The 18,239-nt window shown below is 37.9% G+C and carries 10 protein-coding genes; all 10 read left to right on the forward strand.

Annotation, left to right across the window (positions count from 1 at the left end; genetic code table 11):
• Positions 1–19: 19 nt before the first annotated feature.
• The 10 genes from KSX81_RS13420 (at position 20) to KSX81_RS13465 (ending at position 18,002) form a co-directional block, all read left to right on the forward strand.
• A complete protein-coding gene (locus tag KSX81_RS13420; RefSeq protein WP_004296576.1) occupies positions 20–1,816 on the forward strand; it encodes an exo-alpha-sialidase in 1,797 nt (598 codons plus the stop codon).
• Between the two features lie 48 nt (positions 1,817–1,864).
• The gene (locus tag KSX81_RS13425) at positions 1,865–2,977 is read left to right on the forward strand and encodes a glycoside hydrolase family 105 protein (RefSeq protein ID WP_004296575.1); all 1,113 of its coding nucleotides are present in this window, start codon (positions 1,865–1,867) and stop codon (positions 2,975–2,977) included.
• 111 nt (positions 2,978–3,088) lie between these two features.
• On the forward strand, positions 3,089–4,159 hold the full coding sequence (locus tag KSX81_RS13430; protein WP_004296574.1) for an SGNH/GDSL hydrolase family protein: 1,071 nt from the start codon (positions 3,089–3,091) through the stop codon (positions 4,157–4,159).
• Between the two features lie 390 nt (positions 4,160–4,549).
• Positions 4,550–6,436, forward strand: a complete 1,887-nt coding sequence (locus KSX81_RS13435; RefSeq protein WP_032848368.1) for a family 43 glycosylhydrolase — start codon at positions 4,550–4,552, stop codon at positions 6,434–6,436.
• A 62-nt stretch (positions 6,437–6,498) separates the two neighbouring features.
• Positions 6,499–7,935 (forward strand): IPT/TIG domain-containing protein, encoded by a 1,437-nt coding sequence (locus KSX81_RS13440; RefSeq protein WP_004302548.1) that lies wholly within the window; start codon positions 6,499–6,501, stop codon positions 7,933–7,935.
• A gap of 21 nt (positions 7,936–7,956) precedes the next feature.
• Entirely contained in the window at positions 7,957–11,067 is a 3,111-nt protein-coding gene (locus KSX81_RS13445) for a SusC/RagA family TonB-linked outer membrane protein (RefSeq protein ID WP_004302547.1), read from the forward strand.
• A gap of 11 nt (positions 11,068–11,078) precedes the next feature.
• Positions 11,079–13,160 carry a RagB/SusD family nutrient uptake outer membrane protein gene (locus KSX81_RS13450; protein WP_217725982.1) on the forward strand — a complete coding sequence of 694 codons (2,082 nt, stop codon included), beginning with the start codon at positions 11,079–11,081 and terminating at the stop codon, positions 13,158–13,160.
• Between the two features lie 18 nt (positions 13,161–13,178).
• Entirely contained in the window at positions 13,179–14,240 is a 1,062-nt protein-coding gene (locus KSX81_RS13455) for a DUF4973 domain-containing protein (protein ID WP_004302545.1), read from the forward strand.
• A 106-nt stretch (positions 14,241–14,346) separates the two neighbouring features.
• A complete protein-coding gene (locus KSX81_RS13460) occupies positions 14,347–16,224 on the forward strand; it encodes a hypothetical protein (protein WP_217725981.1) in 1,878 nt (625 codons plus the stop codon).
• Positions 16,225–16,307: 83 nt separating this feature from the next.
• On the forward strand, positions 16,308–18,002 hold the full coding sequence (locus KSX81_RS13465) for an endonuclease/exonuclease/phosphatase family protein (protein ID WP_254888182.1): 1,695 nt from the start codon (positions 16,308–16,310) through the stop codon (positions 18,000–18,002).
• Positions 18,003–18,239: the final 237 nt, after the last annotated feature.

Consider the following 18,239-nt stretch of genomic DNA (forward strand, 5'->3'; position numbering starts at 1 on the left):
AATAAAATATACTAGAGCTATGAAAAACACTTTTTTTATGTTATTTTTCTCCATAGCTATCTCATTTATAGCGTGCGGGGGCAGTGGTGAAAATGATGAGAATTTACTAGCTGGTAACGGGAATACGGAGAAACCAAAGGAGGACGAATCCCAGGAGCCTGTGGTTTGTAGCATCACACCTATTGGGGAATTGAATCAGGGGACACCTATTATAAATTCCCACGCAGATGTTACGAAACGCTCTTCATTGATGATGAACTATCGGATGCTTGTGACTATGGAATCTTCGTATCCTCGCTATCCTCGTATAAAAAAGATGAAGAATGGTGACTATATTTTGTTCTATCACAATGGTAGTGCTAATAATAATATTGGTCGGCGTTGTGTTTATGCGCTTAGTAAGGATCTGAAAACTTGGAGCAATAAAGGAGAAATATTTAACAGTTATGACATTATCGATAGCAAAGGCAATAAGAATATACATTGCTATGCTAATTGCGATGGGCTGGTGCTCTCTAATGGAGATATATTGGCAGTTGCATCTTGCAGAGCTAATTCCGGTTATCGGGATTTGCCGGAAGATGCAGGAATTGAATTAAAGCGCAGTACGGATAATGGTGTTACTTGGAGTGAACCTATCAAGATCTATCAGGGAGTTAATTGGGAACCTTTCTTGTTGGAGTTGCCTACAGGTGAATTACACTGTTACTTTACAGATAGCAGTCGTACTGGCTTGGAAGGACATGGCACAGATACAGGTACGGCAATGGTTGTTTCTACTGATGGAGGAAAGACATGGAAACCGGACTTTAGTTCTTCTCCTTATTATGTATTGCGAATGAGGTGGGAGAAAAACGGAATTGTCGGCTATAATCATCAGATGCCTTCTGTTGTGAGACTCAATGATAATAAGGGATTAGCTGCTGCTGTGGAAACCAATAATTCAGGATATCATATTTCGCTTTGTTATTCAGATAAAGACAAATGGGAATATTTGGCTGCCGACCAGGAAGGACCTGTCGATAGTAATAATTGTGTTTTCTCCGGTATGGGACCATATTTGGGACAGCTCCCTTCGGGAGAAACCGTCCTTTCGTATGAATCGTCAAGTAAATATACTCTTAAAATAGGAGATGCTACTGCTCGTAATTTCGGTAGCGCTTATCAACCTTTTTCTGGTGGTTATTGGGGATCATTTTGTATTATTGATTCACATACTTTGGTTGGAACTAATATTAAAGCGAAAGAAGGACCGGTTCAGATGGCACAGTTTGTACTTAATCATCGTATTGATGCCGTGAAAAGAAAGGTAACAATAGATGGTAACAATAAAGAGTGGGCAAATACAGATCATGCACTCTTTGTGGGCAGTAAGTCACAAGCACAAGGAACGTTACGTTGTTCGTATGATGATGATAATATTTATTTCCTGTTAGAAGTACTTGATCGAAACTTGTTAGCCTCTGATTACGCTTCCTTATACGTATCTCCTGTGAGTAATAATAAGCTGTCAAAAGGGGCTTGCTGCATACAAGTAACAATGAATGGACTGAAGAATTGTGAAATATATGATGCATCATGGAAAGAAGCTCAATTAGATGCCCAGGTCAAAACTTATGTTTGCAATGAAACAAATGAGAGGCTTATAGATGATTATGGATATATTGCTGAAATTGCTATTCCACGTTCAAAATTGACTATCACTTCCGGGCAAGTACTTGTCAATTTTTCTATTACAAAGCGAAATTCTTTAGATGCCATTTGTGATGTTGCATCTACAAGTACGGCACGTTGGATACCGGTGACTGGGTTATGATTCGGAGAATTTAATATTGAATAATTAATTATATAGAACACTACGATTATGAAAAGGAATTATTTGATTTATGCCTTATTGATGACTGTTTTTTTGAGCTCAAATGTGATTTCTGCTCAAAATTATTTTGGAGATTTTCCTGTGAAGGCAGATCCAAAGACGGTTGGAAATAAATTGAGCAGACGTTTAATGGAAACTAAACATCAACTGTATTTTGATAGAGGAATACATTATGCAGAGGTGTGTACATGGTATGGAGCTCTTCGTTTTGCAGAATTGACAAATAATAAAGAATTGATAAAGCTGTTAAGAAACCGTTTCGAATTATTGTTTCATCTGGAAAAAGAACTTCTACCTCCACCGATTCACGTAGACCAAAATATGTTTGGTTGCTTACCTCTAAGATTTTATAATATAACGAAAGATAAGCGTTATTTAGATCTGGGACTGCCCTATGCTGACACTCAATGGGAGCTTCCTGCCAATGCGAATGAAGAGGAGCGTAAATGGGATAAAAAGGGATATTCTTGGCAAACTCGTCTTTGGATTGATGATATGTATATGATTACTATTGTGCAATCTGAGGCTTATAAAGCTACTGGTGATCCTAAGTACATAAATAGGGCTGCCAAAGAAATGGTTCTGTATTTGGACGAATTGCAACATCCCAACGGTCTTTTCTATCATGCACCGGATGTGCCTTATTATTGGGGACGTGGTGACGGTTGGATGGCTGTCGGTATGACGGAGTTGCTTTATAACTTACCGGAAAAGGATCCTAATCGTGCACGTATTATGAAAGGTTACTTGTTGATGATGGATAACTTGAAAAAATATGTGAACAAGGACGGTCTTTGGAATCAGCTGATTACCGAACCGGACTTTTGGACAGAGACATCTGGTTCGGCAATGTTTGCTTATGCCATGATTGTGGGGGTCAATAACGGCTGGTTGAATAAAGAGGAATATGCTCCAGTGGCACGCCGTGCATGGCTTGGCTTATGTAATTATATTAATGACAAGAATGATCTTACTGAGGTTTGTGTTGGAACCGGAAAGAAAAACAGTAAACAATATTATATGGATCGTCCCCGCATCGCCGGTGATTATCATGGACAGGCACCGATAATATGGTGTGCTTATGCATTATTGAATAAATAAAACAATAAAAGATCGGATACAGATCTAGGAGTTTTTTTATTCATAGTGTATTGTTGCTTTTAACATAACATATATTTATTTTTGAAGGGTCTGAAATTATAATACTTGAATATGAAAAGAGAATTTTGTATTTTTATTGTACTTTTTTTAGTGTTTCATATACATGCTCAATTAGTATACCACGATGCTTCGAATTTTCCACTATTAGGAAGGGCGACAGAGAGTGCTGGGGCACGATATGAAAGGTTCCCGGATTCATTAAAGAATATTTCTCGTGCTCCATTATGGAATTTGAGCCGTAATTCTGCAGGAATGGCAATACGTTTCCGTAGTAATTCCACTACGATAGCAGCTAAATGGGTGGCTCTTTTTAATACCCACATGAATCATATGACTGATACTGGTGCAAAAGGTTTAGATCTTTACTGTCTTCAGAAGAATGGTGACTGGCGTTTTGTCAATAGTGCCCGTCCGAAAGGAAAAACAAATCAGGTCACCATTATAAAAAATATGCATCCTGAAGAAAGAGAATACATGCTTTATTTGCCATTGTATGATGGTCTTATTTCTTTGTCTATCGGAGTTGATTCTTTGGCTACTATTAGTCAGCCGTTAGTGGAGTATCCAATTCGTAAGAATCCTGTTGTTTTTTATGGAACCAGTATTCTTCAAGGAGGTTGTGCTTCACGTCCGGGGATGGCACATACCAATATCATATCAAGAAGATTAAACCGTGAATGTATCAATTTAGGATTCAGTGGAAATGCATTTCTAGATTTGGAAGTAGCTAAAGTAATAGCTGAAGTAGAAGCTAGTGTTTTCGTTTTGGACTTTGTGCCTAATGCTTCTGTTGCAAAGATGAAAGAACGGATGGAAACATTCTATCGTATCATTCGTGGTAAACATCCGGATACACCAATTATTTTTATAGAGGATCCTATTTTTCCTCATACATTTTATGATGAAAGAGTTGCTAAAGAAGTGCGACGAAAGAATGATACGTTGAAAGAGATATTCAATCATTTAAAGAAAAGAAATGAGAAAAATATCATTCTTATTTCATCAAAGAATATGCTGGGAGAGGATGGAGAAGCTACTGTAGATGGCATTCATTTTACAGACTTAGGTATGATGAGATATGCTGATTTAGTTTGTCCGGTTATAAAGAAAGCAATTAGATGAAATGGTGTTGCTATTAGTTTAAAATATAGCAACACCATAAATATTCTAGTTTTCAAATAATGTTTGAGTAGTAGTGGATTGTTGAAGAAGAAATTATCCAATAAAAGAAAGATATTGTTCAGATGGTTGCTAATAAAAACTCCTCTGTATAATCTTTGAATACTTTAGATTAGTTTGGGACTAATTTTTCATTTATTGACCTATATTTAATATCTTAAATAGTTCCAATTTTCTACTTTTGTATCAGATGATAGGGGTGCTAGTACCTTTATAGAGAGATAATGATCATTATTATATAATACGGAATTTAGTTTTAGATGCAGTTAAAAAGATAGTTCAAGGGATAACGTTTTTTGATAAAACACAGGGTATTACTTAAATCTATATGTAATGAATTACAAATCAATTAAAAAAAATATTCGAAAAATTGGGCTAATGTTTCTTAGTGCGGGACTTCTGCTTTTTTTGTCATGTGGTTCTGATGATACTAAGGATGTTTCTGGTGAAGATGGGGATGTAAATTCGAATCAGTATTTACAAGTACAGCCTAATGGACTAAATGTAATTAAGGTTTCCAGTAGTGATGTGACACAAGTTGTGTACCCTTTCTCTGTGGAGTTGAAGGGGGGCAGTGCGAGTACAGCTTTTATAGCAGAACTGGATGAGTGGAAGGAGGAGGATTTGAAGGCATATAATAAGGAGGAAGAAACTGCTTATAAATTATTGCCATCGTCGTTGTATTCGATAAGTACCTCACAGCTTGCTTTTGAACAAGGAGTTACTTCAAAGGAAATAGAAGTTAAATTTGACCCAGCTAAAATATTTGCTGAATTCAAGAAAAATGGGGCTGAATATGTGATAGCATTGAGACTAACCTCAACTACCGTAAAGGTTCGTAAAAGTCAGAGTGATTTTCTACTACATATTTCGTTTGATTATCCAATAGTTAGTTTGGCTACTACTTCAGAAGAGGTTAGCATTAGTAAAGTGTTGATGCCCATTTCTGTTAATACTACTTTTAATTATAAGGTAGATGGAGAAATAAAAAATAATCCTTGGAACTTTTCGTGTAAATTGGAAGTACCCTCTAATGCGAAAGAACTGGTTGCTGAATATAATAAGAACTATAAAACTTCTTATCAGCTTCTTCCAGCGGCTAACTATGATTTAGGAACGGGGATATTTTTCAAAGCTGGGGAGAATGAGGCTGCTGGAGAGTTTATAGTTAAGCGTGAAGGAATGGAGACCGTAAAATATTTGTTGCCTGTACGGCTAGGGGAGTGTTCTCATGAAAGTGTTGCTCTTCGTGATGAAATTTGTTACTTCAAAATAGGTATAACTTACACGAACCCGGTAATTACCTTCTCAAGTGCAGCCGATCCTACTGTTATTCGCACAGAGGATGGTTTCTATTTATATGCTACTCAAACAGATAAATATTGGGTTCCTATTTATTTTTCTAAGGATTTAGTGAATTGGGAATTTAAGAGAACTGCTTTTCGAAATGCGACAAAGCCGCAAATTCCTGGTGGAGGTGCATTTTGGGCTCCGGAAATCCGTCATATTAATGGTAAATATGTACTTTATTTTTCATGGGCAAAATGGGGAGATGGAGATGCTAGCTACACTGCAGTTGCTACTTCAGATAGTCCTTTAGGTGATTTTGTGAATAGTAAAGAGTTGCTGACGAAAGAAGATTTTGGGTCCAATTGTATTGATCAGTTCTATTATGAGGAGGATAATAAAAAATATATGTTTGTCGGTAGTTTTAATGGTATTTATGTAACTGAACTTACTGATGATGGACTTTCTGTGAAACGTAATGAGAATGGTACCCCAACTCTTAAAAAGCAAGTCTGTGGTAAAGCCTTTGAGGGTACCAATATTTATAAGAAGAACGGCTATTATTATCTGTTTGCATCTATAAACAATTGTTGTGATGGCGAGAGAAGTAGATATAAAGTAGTAGTGGGCCGCTCACAGGATTTACTTGGACCATACCTTGATAAGAGTGGTAAAGATATGATTAACAATGCTTGGGAGTTGGTATTGGAAGGAGATGGCCAGAAATTCTTTGGTCCTGGTCATAACTCCATTATTGTACAAGACGATGCCGGTACTGATTGGATGATATACCATAGCTATGTGAAAGAAAATGGTGAGGTTGGAGGACGTTTGGGTATGTTAGATCGGGTATTGTGGACAGAAGATGGTTGGCCCTATATAAAAAATTGTGTGCCTTCAACTTCAGATTTTCTTCCCGTATTTAATAATTAGGGTTGAAATGTTAGTTGGATATAGTTTTGAGATTAAAAAAATAGCGAACTAAAATTTAATGTATGAAAAAGAAAAGTTTTTGGAAGGACCGGTACATCAGATTGTTTACTATCATGATGCCGTTGATAGTCCTTTGTGTACTAGGTTGTAAGGACGATGAGTCGGAAGAAGCGGCTTTTGATCCGAGTAAGCCGATTGTGATTACTGATTTTGAGCCTAAAGAAGGAGGTGTTGGTAATAACTTGATTTTATATGGTGATAACTTCGGTAATGATCCAACCAAGTTAAAGGTTATTATTGGGGGTAAAGAGGCTAATATCATTAATGTTAAGAATCAAATACTGTATTGTGTCGTTCCACGAATGGCTGTGGATGGAGATGTAGAAATCAGTGTTTATGATGGTGAGGGAGAAGAAATAGCCTATGCGGAAGCCGAAGAGAAGTTTACATATGTAAAGCAATGGCTAGTATCAAGATTGGCTGGTCAACGGTTTCAAAATGAAAATGATGCATATGAACAAGATGGCTCTTTTGACGACTGTGGGTGTATTAAAGGGGCAACTTGGTTTTCCTTTGATCCAAAATCTAATTTTGATCATTTATATATGACTGCCTCTGGTGTAGGTTCGTGTCGTTTGATTGATTTGGAGCAAAAGACAGTAACCATGCTTCCTGATTTAGGGAATAAAACAGAACGACCCACTATTATAAATTGGACAGTGGATGAAAATCAAGATATGATTGTGTCTAGAGATTTATCTAATAATGGAGCTGTAAATATCGTTCTTTCTCGTGCTTCAGGTTTTAAAACGAAAACTTTGTTAGAGGACAGTCAACATAAACAAAAAGGAGTGACCGGTGCTTTTGTACACCCCAAGACTGGAACTCTTTATTATACATTATATGAAACTCAACCGATGTGGCGATATGATTTTGCAACAAAAGAATTTACAACTTTTGCCAGTCATATGAGAACTAAAGAAACTTTACGAATGGTGGTACATCCTACGGGGAAATATGCGTATTTATTACGTTTGTATTCTTCTCAGCAAAATAGCTATATTGCACGAATGGATTATAATGAAGTATTGGATAAATTTTCCGAGCCCTATATAATTGCCGGTCATGCTAGTAAAGCTGGATATGTAGATGGAGTAGGAGGAAATGCTCGTGTGAATGGGCCTGGACAAGGCGTTTTTGTAAAAAATGAAGATTATACAGGTGCAGAGGATGAATATGACTTCTATTTCACCGATGAATATAACCATTGTATACGAATATTAACTCCTACAGGTAGGGTAACAACATTTGCTGGACGTGGAAATGGAAGTACAGAAGGAGGATATGCGGATGGGGCATTACGTACAGAGGCGCGTTTCTTTCATCCATGGGCTATTGCTTATGATGAAAAAAGAAAATGTTTTTATGTGGGTGAAAGAGGAGAAAAGCATGATGGAACAAAACAGGCTGTCATTCGTAAAATAGCCCAGGAAGAATAATAAATGATAAACACATATTTTATGATGAGAAAAAATATATTTATATGTATATTGTTGTTACTTTTCTCAATAAGTGCATGGACACAAGAAAGTGTAACAGTAACAGGTATTGTAACTGACCAGAATAAGGAACCCCTGATTGGTGTGAATATTGCTATAGAGAATATGCCCGGATTAGGTGTGATTACTGATCTAAATGGTAGATATAAAATTAAGACTTCTACTTATAATAAACTGGTATTTTCATACATCGGATATGAAACAGTGAATATATTGGTGAAAGAACAACGTGTAATAAATGTAGTCATGAAAGAAGCTTCTGCTACTGTCATTGATGAAGTTGTGATTACGGGTACAGGTGCACAGAAGAAAATAGCTGTTACAGGTGCTATTACTAACGTGGATGTGGATGCTTTGAAATCTGTTCCTTCTACATCAGTGGCAGATGGGTTGGCTGGTGTGGTTCCGGGAGTAATGGCAATGCAGACTTCTGGTCGCCCGGGTAGTGTGTCAGAGTTCTGGATTCGTAGTATTTCTACCTTTGGTGCTAATACTGCTGCATTAGTATTAGTTGATGGATTTGAACGTGATATTGATGAAGTAAATGTAGAAGATATAGAATCTTTTACTGTACTGAAAGATGCTTCTGCTACTGCTATTTATGGAAGTAAGGGTGCAAATGGTGTCGTTTTAATTAATACAAAACGAGGAAAAGAGAGTAAGATTAATATTGATGCGAAAGTAGAAGGATTTTATAGCACTTTTACTCAGGCACCGGAGTTTGTAGATGGATATACATATGCTTCTATGGCTAATGAGGCTAGATTGACACGAAATCAAGAGGCACTTTATTCTCCAACGGAACTAGAATTATTCCGTTCAGGGCTTGATCCAGATCGATTTCCTAATGTAGACTGGATGGATGTGATGATGCGTGATGGTGCTTGGAGTTCGCGTGCTACTCTGAATATGCGTGGTGGTGGTCGAACAGCTCGTTATTTTGTGTCTGGTAGTTATCAAAATCAACAAGGTATGTATAAGGTAGATAAAGCGCTAAAGGATTATAATACCAATACAAATTATAGAAAATGGACATATCGTATGAATCTGGATATTGATATTACAAAGACTACTTTGTTGAAAGTGGGATTATCCGGTTCATTACGTAAACAGAATGATCCAGGAAGTGGAACGGATAATCTTTGGTCGGTGCTTATGGGATATAACCCTATTATGATGCCTGTAGTTTATTCGGATGGAAAATTTCCTGCTTGGTCTGATAAGGATGATAATATGAATCCTTGGGTACAAGCCACTCAAACAGGTTTTAATGAGAGTTGGAAGAATAATATTCAGACCAATGTAACATTAGAACAAAAGTTGGATTTTATAACAAAAGGATTACGATTTATTGGCAGATTTGGATATGATACTTATAATTCAAATTGGGTTAAACGCTATAAGTGTCCAGAAGTTTATAGAGCCGATCGTTATCGTCAACCAGATGGAACGCTTAATTTTACTCGGGTAAGGGAAGCTGTTCCTATGACGCAGACATCTAACTCGGAGGGTGATAGAAGAGAATTCTTTGAGTGGGAATTGCATTATAATCGTGGATTTAAGGAACATCATGTAGGGGGTGTTTTAAAGTACACTCAATCGTCCAAGGTCTTTACACAAAATTTAGGAACTGACTTGAAGACCGGTATGGCTCAACGTAATCAGGGATTAGCTGGTCGGGTAAATTACAACTGGAATTATCGTTATTTCGTAGATTTTAATTTTGGATATACTGGGTCTGAAAATTTCCACAAAGACTATCGCTTTGGCTTTTTTCCGGCTATTTCTGGTGCATGGAATTTGGCAGAAGAACCTTTCATGAAGAAACTGGCGGGAAAATGGGTTAATATGCTTAAAATCCGTTACTCTTATGGAAAGACAGGTAATGACAATCTAGGTAAAAATGTCCGTTTCCCTTATTTGTATAGTATTGGTGATGGAGGGACTTTTAACTTTGCTGATATATCTGTGGGAGACAAAAGTTGGACTGGAAAGTATTATTCTAGTATTGCTTCTCCCAATGTTTCATGGGAAGTTTCAACGAAACAAGATTTAGGTATTGATTTTTCTTTTTTGAGTGATCGATTGTCAGGTGCTATTGATTATTTCTATGAACGACGCGAGGGAATTTATATGGAACGCAAATCTGTTCCTTATGAAGTCGGATTGGAAAGTAATCCTAAGGCAAATGTGGGTATTGTAGAGGCGAAAGGATTTGATGGACACTTTGCTTGGAAGCAAAAGATAGGAAAAGTAGATTTCACTTTGCGAGGTAATATGACTTATAGCAAGAATAAAATTATAGAACGAGATGAAGAAAATACTATTTATGAGTATAAACTTGATCAAGGGCATCGTGTGAATCAAGCAACTGGGTTTATTGCCTTGGGATTATTCAAGGACTATGAAGAAATTAGAAATAGTCCGAAACAAGAATTCAAATATACAAAAACCCAGAATGGGTATACAGAAGGTGAGATATACGAAATCATGCCAGGAGATATTAAATATAAAGATATTAATGGTGATGGTATAATTGATGGTAATGATAAAGTCGCTATTGGAGCAACGACTAAACCAAATTTGATTTATGGATTTGGTATGTCAGCTAAATGGAAAGGATTAGATGTGAATGTTCATTTTCAGGGATCAGGTAAATCTACTTTCTTTATTGATGGAACTACCGTGCAGATGTTTAGTGGTGGTGATGGATGGGGAAATGTATTGAAGGAGATGGCTAATGGTAATCGTTGGATCTTAGGAGTAAATGAAGATCCTAATGCTGAATTTCCTCGTTTAACCTATGGTCAGAATCCTAATAATTATCAGAAATCTGATTATTGGCTGAGAGATGGATCTTATCTACGTTTAAAAACCTTAGATATCGGTTATTCTCTTCCGACAGCTTTGGTGAATAAGATTCACTTAAATAGAGTACGTGTTTTCTTTGTCGGAACTAATTTGTTGACTTTCTCTGATTTTAAACTTTGGGATCCAGAATTAGGAGTTTCTGATGGAAAGAAATACCCTTTGAGTAGAACGTTCTCATTGGGTGTATCTGTTAACTTATAAACAATGTAAATATGAAAAAATATATTATAACTTTGTGTTTGGTAGTAGGGCTGGGTACCACTATTGTCGGATGTCGTGATTATTTGGATTCGGACTACATTTTTGATGAACGTATGTCTATAGAACAAGTGTTTCAGAGTAAAGATTATACAAATGAATGGTTGGCGCGTGGCTATACTTACTTGAAACATGATTATCTCCAGCAGGTGAATAGTAAGAAAAATACGTCTTTCAATTTTGCAGACGACATGTATTATGGTGATTTGAATTATGTAGATTGGAAGAGTGGTAATTATACAGAAAAAGGATTGGGGACTGGGAATAGTCTATATATTTGGCAACCTGCTTATCAAGGAATTCGTCATTTGTCTGTTTTCCTTAATAACATAGACATGAATAAGGAGTTTTCCGAACCAGAAATTGCCGATATGAAAGGACAAGCGCATTTTTTGCGGGCATATTGTTATTGGATGTTGATTCGTTCGTTTGGTCCTGTCCCTATTTTGCCAGATGAGGGTATTGACTATACGAAAGAATATGACGAGATTGCCTATCCGAGGAATTCATATGATGAATGTGTTGATTACATTTCTAATGAATTAGTAAAAGCTGCTATGTTGCTAGAGGAGGCACGAGGTCCACAAGATATAGTACGTCCTACTCGTGGAGCAGCTTTGAGTCTCCGTTCCAGAGTGTTGTTATACGCTGCTAGTCCCCTATTTAATGGAAAAGCTCCTGCAGAGGTGATTGCTGCATTGGTGGACAAGAGTGGAAAAAAACTGTTGTCTGATACTTATGATGAACGGAAATGGGCTATAGCGGCAGCTGCTGCAAAAGATGTAATAGAGTTAGGCAAATATCAACTGTATGTTGCTTATAAAAGTGAAGGAGGTTCAAGTTTATCTGACCCTGCAACTATTACTCCTCCGGACGATGAAGGAACTTTCCATTCTAACCCTTGGCCTAAAGGTTGGCAAAATATTGACCCATTTAAATCCTACCGTGCATTGTTTGACGGAGAAGTCTCTGCCTATGGAAACTCTGAGATCATATTTACTAGGGGGACTAATCAGGGAGCGGAAAATATAAAAGTGATGGTTATCCACCAATTACCTCGTTCACAGGGGGGAGGATACAATTGTCACGGCATGACTCAGAAGCAATGTGATGCCTATTATATGAAAGATGGTAGTGATTGTCCAGGTATGAACTCAATGTATGCAGGAATGGAAGGATATACAGACCCCAGTCGTTATAACAATGATCCTCGACCAACTGAGGTAGTAACGAAAGACGAATTGAGTAAGTATCCAGAATTAGGGGCAAAAGGAGTTGGCGTTTCTAAACAATATGCAGGTCGCGAACCTCGTTTCTATGCATCGGTAGCTTATAATGGAAGTGTTTGGCATATGTTAAATGCCGACATAAACCAAAAGGAGGAAAAAGATGTACAGATTTTCTATTACAGAGGCGAATCAGATGGTTATAAAATAGGAACTAACTGGCTTAATACTGGTATTGGGATTAAAAAGTTTGTGCATCCAAACGACTTGTCAGATGCAGATAAAGCATACGATGCAAGTCGCATTGAGGCTAAATATGCTCCGGATATCCGTTATGCAGAGATTTTGCTGAATTATGCGGAAGCACTGAATGAGGTGCAAGGTACATATGAGATCCCTTCATGGAATGGAGAAAAAATGCATACTATAACACGTACAACAGAAGAATTGAAGAAAGGGGTTCAACCAATCCGTATCCGTGCAGGGTTACCAGATTATAATGTGTATGATAGTCCTGATAAATTTCGTATTAAGATTAAGCGGGAACGTCAGATTGAATTGTTTGCGGAGGGGCATCGTTTCTTTGATATTCGTCGTTGGTGTGATGCGCCGGTAGAGGAATCAGTTCCTATGTATGGATGTAATATTTATATCAGTAAAGAAGATCCTGCAGGGTTCCATACTCCAGTAGAAACGACTTCAATGCCAACGATGTTCTCTACTAAAATGTGGTTCTGGCCGATTCATCATTATATAATGAAACGGAACCTGTTGATGACTCAGAATCCAGGATGGAGAGACCCAGAATAAATCTCATAACTTATTTATATGTATAAAATGAAAAAGATATATAATTTATTTTTGGTTGCAATGCTAGCGATATGCTGTACTTCGTGCAACAATGAATGGGAAGATGAACAGTTTAAGCAGCTGGTCTCTTTTAAAGCTACGATAAATGGTGAGGGAGTAAGTTCTACGTATGTACGTTATAAGCCAGATGGTATGGTTACATATAATCTTCCATTACTCCTTAGTGGATCTACAATGAATACAAATGTTAGAACTGTACATGTAGCTCTAGATCCGGATACTCTGAAAACCTTGAATCTGGAACGTTTTGGTGAACGTCGTTCGGAACTTTATTACCAGATGTTAGATCAACAGTATTATACGATGCCGGAAACTGTGGATATTCCTGCTGGTGAGTATGTAGCTACTTTACCTATTAATTTCACTTTAGGAGGTGAAAATAACGCTAATTCGTTGGATATGTCAGATAAATATATTTTGCCATTGACAATAGTAGATGATCCTTCATATGATTATCAATCGAATGACCGCTTACATTATCGGAAAGCTTTGTTAAATGTTATTCCATTCAATGATTATTCAGGCACGTATGATGGGAGTCAATTTAAGATTACTTTGGAAGGGCAAAAGGACCCTTTTACGGTGACTAATCACAAGGCCTATGTACATGATGATAATACGGTATTTGTCTATATGGGACTTAGAGATGTGGATTATATAGATCGCAAATGCTATAAATTGTATATGGAGTTTACAAAGGAAAAAATTACTCCTTTGAAATATAAATTGAGACTTTGGACAGATAATGGAGGAACGGAGGGGAATAATTTTAAGGAATTAAATGGTAAAATCGGAAATGTTGAATATGAACAGCCTTATTATACTGTAGTAGAGGAATATGATGCTGTAAAACCGTATTTAAAGCATATTTATATTACACTTTATTTAGCTTATACATTTGAAGATTATACACTCAGCCCAGGCAATAGGTTGAAATATACAGTGGAAGGTACCCTGAATATGCAACGTGACCTGAATACGTTGATTCCGGATGAAGATCAACAAATTCAATGGGATTAAGTGATACTTGACAAATGATAAAGAGGTTGGCTCAAATTGTGCTTTGAATCAACCTCTTTATAACTATTAATTTAAAGATTTGGAACTAGATTGAAATGGCATTATCATGAAAAAACGAACGATTCTAAAGAATATTTATATATGTCTAGCTTTATTCTCAACCGTTTTATTAGTCGGTTGCTCGAAAAGTGATGAAACCCCGATCTCTGATGATCCCCAGCCTTCTGGCAAAGGAAAAATCACATTTAACTTGCATACTCCGGTTGCATTCCTTACCAAGGCAGTAGGTGTAGGTGACGAAAATGGAGGCACTAATGACAAAATAGCTTTTTATCAATTTAGCAAAGAAGGTAAGTATGAACAAAGGTATGTCTTAAATTATGAAGCTGCTTCTGTGGGTGCAAACGGTGATACAAGGTCATATACTGTAGAATTAACTTCTTCGACTGGAGGAGAAAAGAGATTTATCATTGTGGAGAGTGAGGATGAGAACAACTTTCCTAATATGAGTGGAGCAAATACAATCGATGAACTGCTAAATAGTAAGACTGTTGCGGAGAGTGGTAAATTGAATCCTCCATTTGTTATGTCTAATGTCAAAACAGATGGTAAGGAGTATGTAACAGTTACCGATGTAGAATCTTCCGACAATCAGGTTGATGTAAAACTTAAAAGACGTGTAGCTAGATTTGATTTGCTGAATGATCCAACAGAATCGGGATTAGTGATCGATAAAGTATATATTAAGAATAGATACACTCAAGGATTCATAGGTGATGTAAGTGGTAGTGCAGGCAATATATCAGCTGATGTTCTGGAAATACCGGTAGCTGATTTAGCTAATGATGGGAAAAGTTTCTATCTTTATCCGACTCAGTTGACTTCAACTCTTGAGCAGAATGAAAAAACAGTAGTATGGGCTACCACTAAACTTGCCAATACCAATACAGAAGGTCCGACTCTTTATCTTAATCTTACTGCTGATATTAATGTGGAGGCTAACTATCTCTATCAGCTTAATACGAAAAAGATAGCTGGTTCTACAGGCTTTGATATTTCAGTAGAAGAATGGAAAGACGGAACTTCAATTGATTGGGTAACGATTGAGGACGGAATCTCCGTAATGGATGACAAAGCTACTATCATTGCTGGTACAGAGATTAAAGGGACTTATGTAAAGATTGCAGCTGATGCTACAATGCCATATACTATAAAACGTGTTGTTACAGATTATAGCTCAGCAGCATTGGACGCTGCGTATGACGGAAGTTTGCCTGCATGGCTTACTATTTCTTCATCTACTAAAAATGCAGGTAGTGGTCTTTATCGTCATGAGATTGTTTATACGGTGACTGCACATCCTGTGAAGACAAGCCAGTTTGCTATCACACATCTTAGCGGAGCTGTTACAGACGAGAATCTGCTGGCCATCGGGTTTGTCGATCCGTATCCGGGCACTCCGCTGCCTTGTTTGTCAAGAGGGGAGAAACTTTATTCACCGGTACATTGTCGTCAGTCTACGTATCTTGTGCATAACACTGTGGATAAGGCGTATTTCTGTGGAAATGAAGGGTTTACGTTTGATACTCCTATGAAAGGTAAGACGGGTAATGAAGGGGCGAAGAATCTTTGTCCCGAGGGCTGGACAGCATTGAACAATGTAGAGGCCAAAGAGTATATTTTGTGGGTAGGAGAGCATCTCAAGTCACAAGTAATGGAGTCTATATATACTTACTGTTGGTCCGAGGCAGACGGTGAGGCTACCGATTTGCGTATATTGGCGGGATATCCATACAATAAAGCTACTCCTAATGTGAAAGATTTAGCTTGTTATGGCACTTGGCCAAGCGTGGCTTGGTTGAATATCAATGAGAAAGATCTCTCTATAAAAGACAAGACATTCTATGATTATAATAATTGGGATGTGAAGAAGGATTACGGAATCCCCTACAGATGTATTCGTGATAAAGCTGGCTGGGAATAACTGTGTGGGCTCTCGAAAGGATATATATTCAATGATTAAATTGTAAGATAATGCTAAAGAATACTTTATTTGTGATTCTTCTAATGATTTCTAGCTTATTCACGGCTTGTGCTGAAGGATATGTAAGTGATGTACAGAAGGAGGATGACACAAAAGAAATACGTTTCAGTCTGAACATGGAGGGAGGGTTAACGATGTTCCCCACTAGGTCTTCTGTGTCTTTGGACGGAATGAAATGGAAAATATTCTGTTTTGATGACCAATATAACTATCTGTTTGACAGGACAGGAAGTATAGGGGATGCAGCAAATGAAATAAAGGTTTCTGTAACTAAAGGCATCGTTTATCGATTCTTGTTTTTGTGTACTACAGCCGATAAATTTCCAGAGTTGACTTCTGGTAAGACTTATTGGGATTTAGATGCATATGTTCCTCAATTGCCGTTAGCTGATCCGATGGCGATGCTTGTCAGTAGAGGTAATGAAAAAGATGGTACACTTCGTGTAGCTGCTGCGTCTGCATCGGTGCAGGTTACTCTTGCTCCGCGTGCATCTAAGATCGTTTTGCAAAAGGATTCGCAAACTGCTTCGGATATTACGGTGAATTCCGTGACTTTTGCGGATGCCGCCTCTTCTGTTCCTTATGCCCATATCGAACCTCAGTATTACAGTGAATATGAGAATCTTCCGGTAGTAATTCGAAAGACCTATCAGTATGTGCCCCAAGAGGATGTATGCTATATGCTTCCAGATATGTGTGCCGGAACCTTTGGAGTGAATGCTACGTTGCATATCACTCATCCAATTTCTGGAGAACAGGATGTGCGGGTAACGGTACCAGTGGGGCTTGCGCTGAATGTAGGTAGTGGAAAGACTTACTATATTGAAATGTCTGCTAATGCAAACGGAAAAGTTGTTGCTACTTGGGCAACACGTGTAGCACCCAAGACACTGAAACTTGCTACGCAAAACTTATGGGGAAAAAACACTTCCGTTGTATTGGATTACTTCAATAAAATTGATGTGGATGTGCTTTGCGCACAGGAATGCAGCAAACTTTCCGAATCTGATATACAAGCACAGGGGCTTTACGTGCATACTCACTCCAACAATGGACAGGGGAAATGCAGCATTATATCGCGCTATCCTTTCTCGGGGATTACACCGAACAAATACGGTGTCTATATCGATTTGGGTGAAGGTATTATCGTGTTAGTGATGAACTGTCACGGTGCTTTCTATCCTTACGGTCCTTATCAGTTGAACGGTATCGAGTATAAAGGATATGAAGCTACGGACGATGTCGACTATGTAGTAAAAGTCAATAAAGAAGCCCGTCAGGGCATGGTGGACAAGCTGCTGGAGGACTTCAATTCGTCTACCACTCCTTTTGTTTGCCTTTCGGGTGACTTCAATGAACCGTCATGGCTTGACTGGACGGAAGGTGCCCTGTCGGCAGGTCTTGCTTCTTACGTTGTTCAGTGGCCTACTACTCGTTCTCTGTGGGAAGGCGGTATAAAAGGTGATGCCTACCGGACGATACATCCAGATCCTGTGACACATCCGGGATTCACGTGGACGCCGCGCCCGAGTGAGAAGGACACCAAGGATCGTTTGGATCTCACTCTTTATACTTTGTCTCCCAACACGGATGTGAAAAGTTGCCAGGTAATAGGAGAGAATACAGAAACGTCGGATATTGTTCTTCCTAATTGGGGACCTTTTGAAGAAGTGTTTGACCACCGGGGATTACGGACAGAATTTGTCTTTACGAAATGACAGAACGATGTATCGGAATTAGTAGTCTCCAGACTGCTAATTGTTGAGGTCTCGGGTATTAGTACCTGTCGCGTAGGGTATTAATACCCGAGAATTCAACTATAAATAGCTGACATGCCAACTATTTGTAATGGATAGACCAATGATTAACCAAAGTCTTTTCGCCTGTTGCTAAACAACCTTCAAATAGGCTGTATAAAGTAGTTTGGGACTGAAATTTCATTTATTGACTTGTTT

The organism is Bacteroides sp. MSK.18.37, assembly GCF_019129155.2.
GTDB lineage: Bacteria > Bacteroidota > Bacteroidia > Bacteroidales > Bacteroidaceae > Bacteroides > Bacteroides ovatus.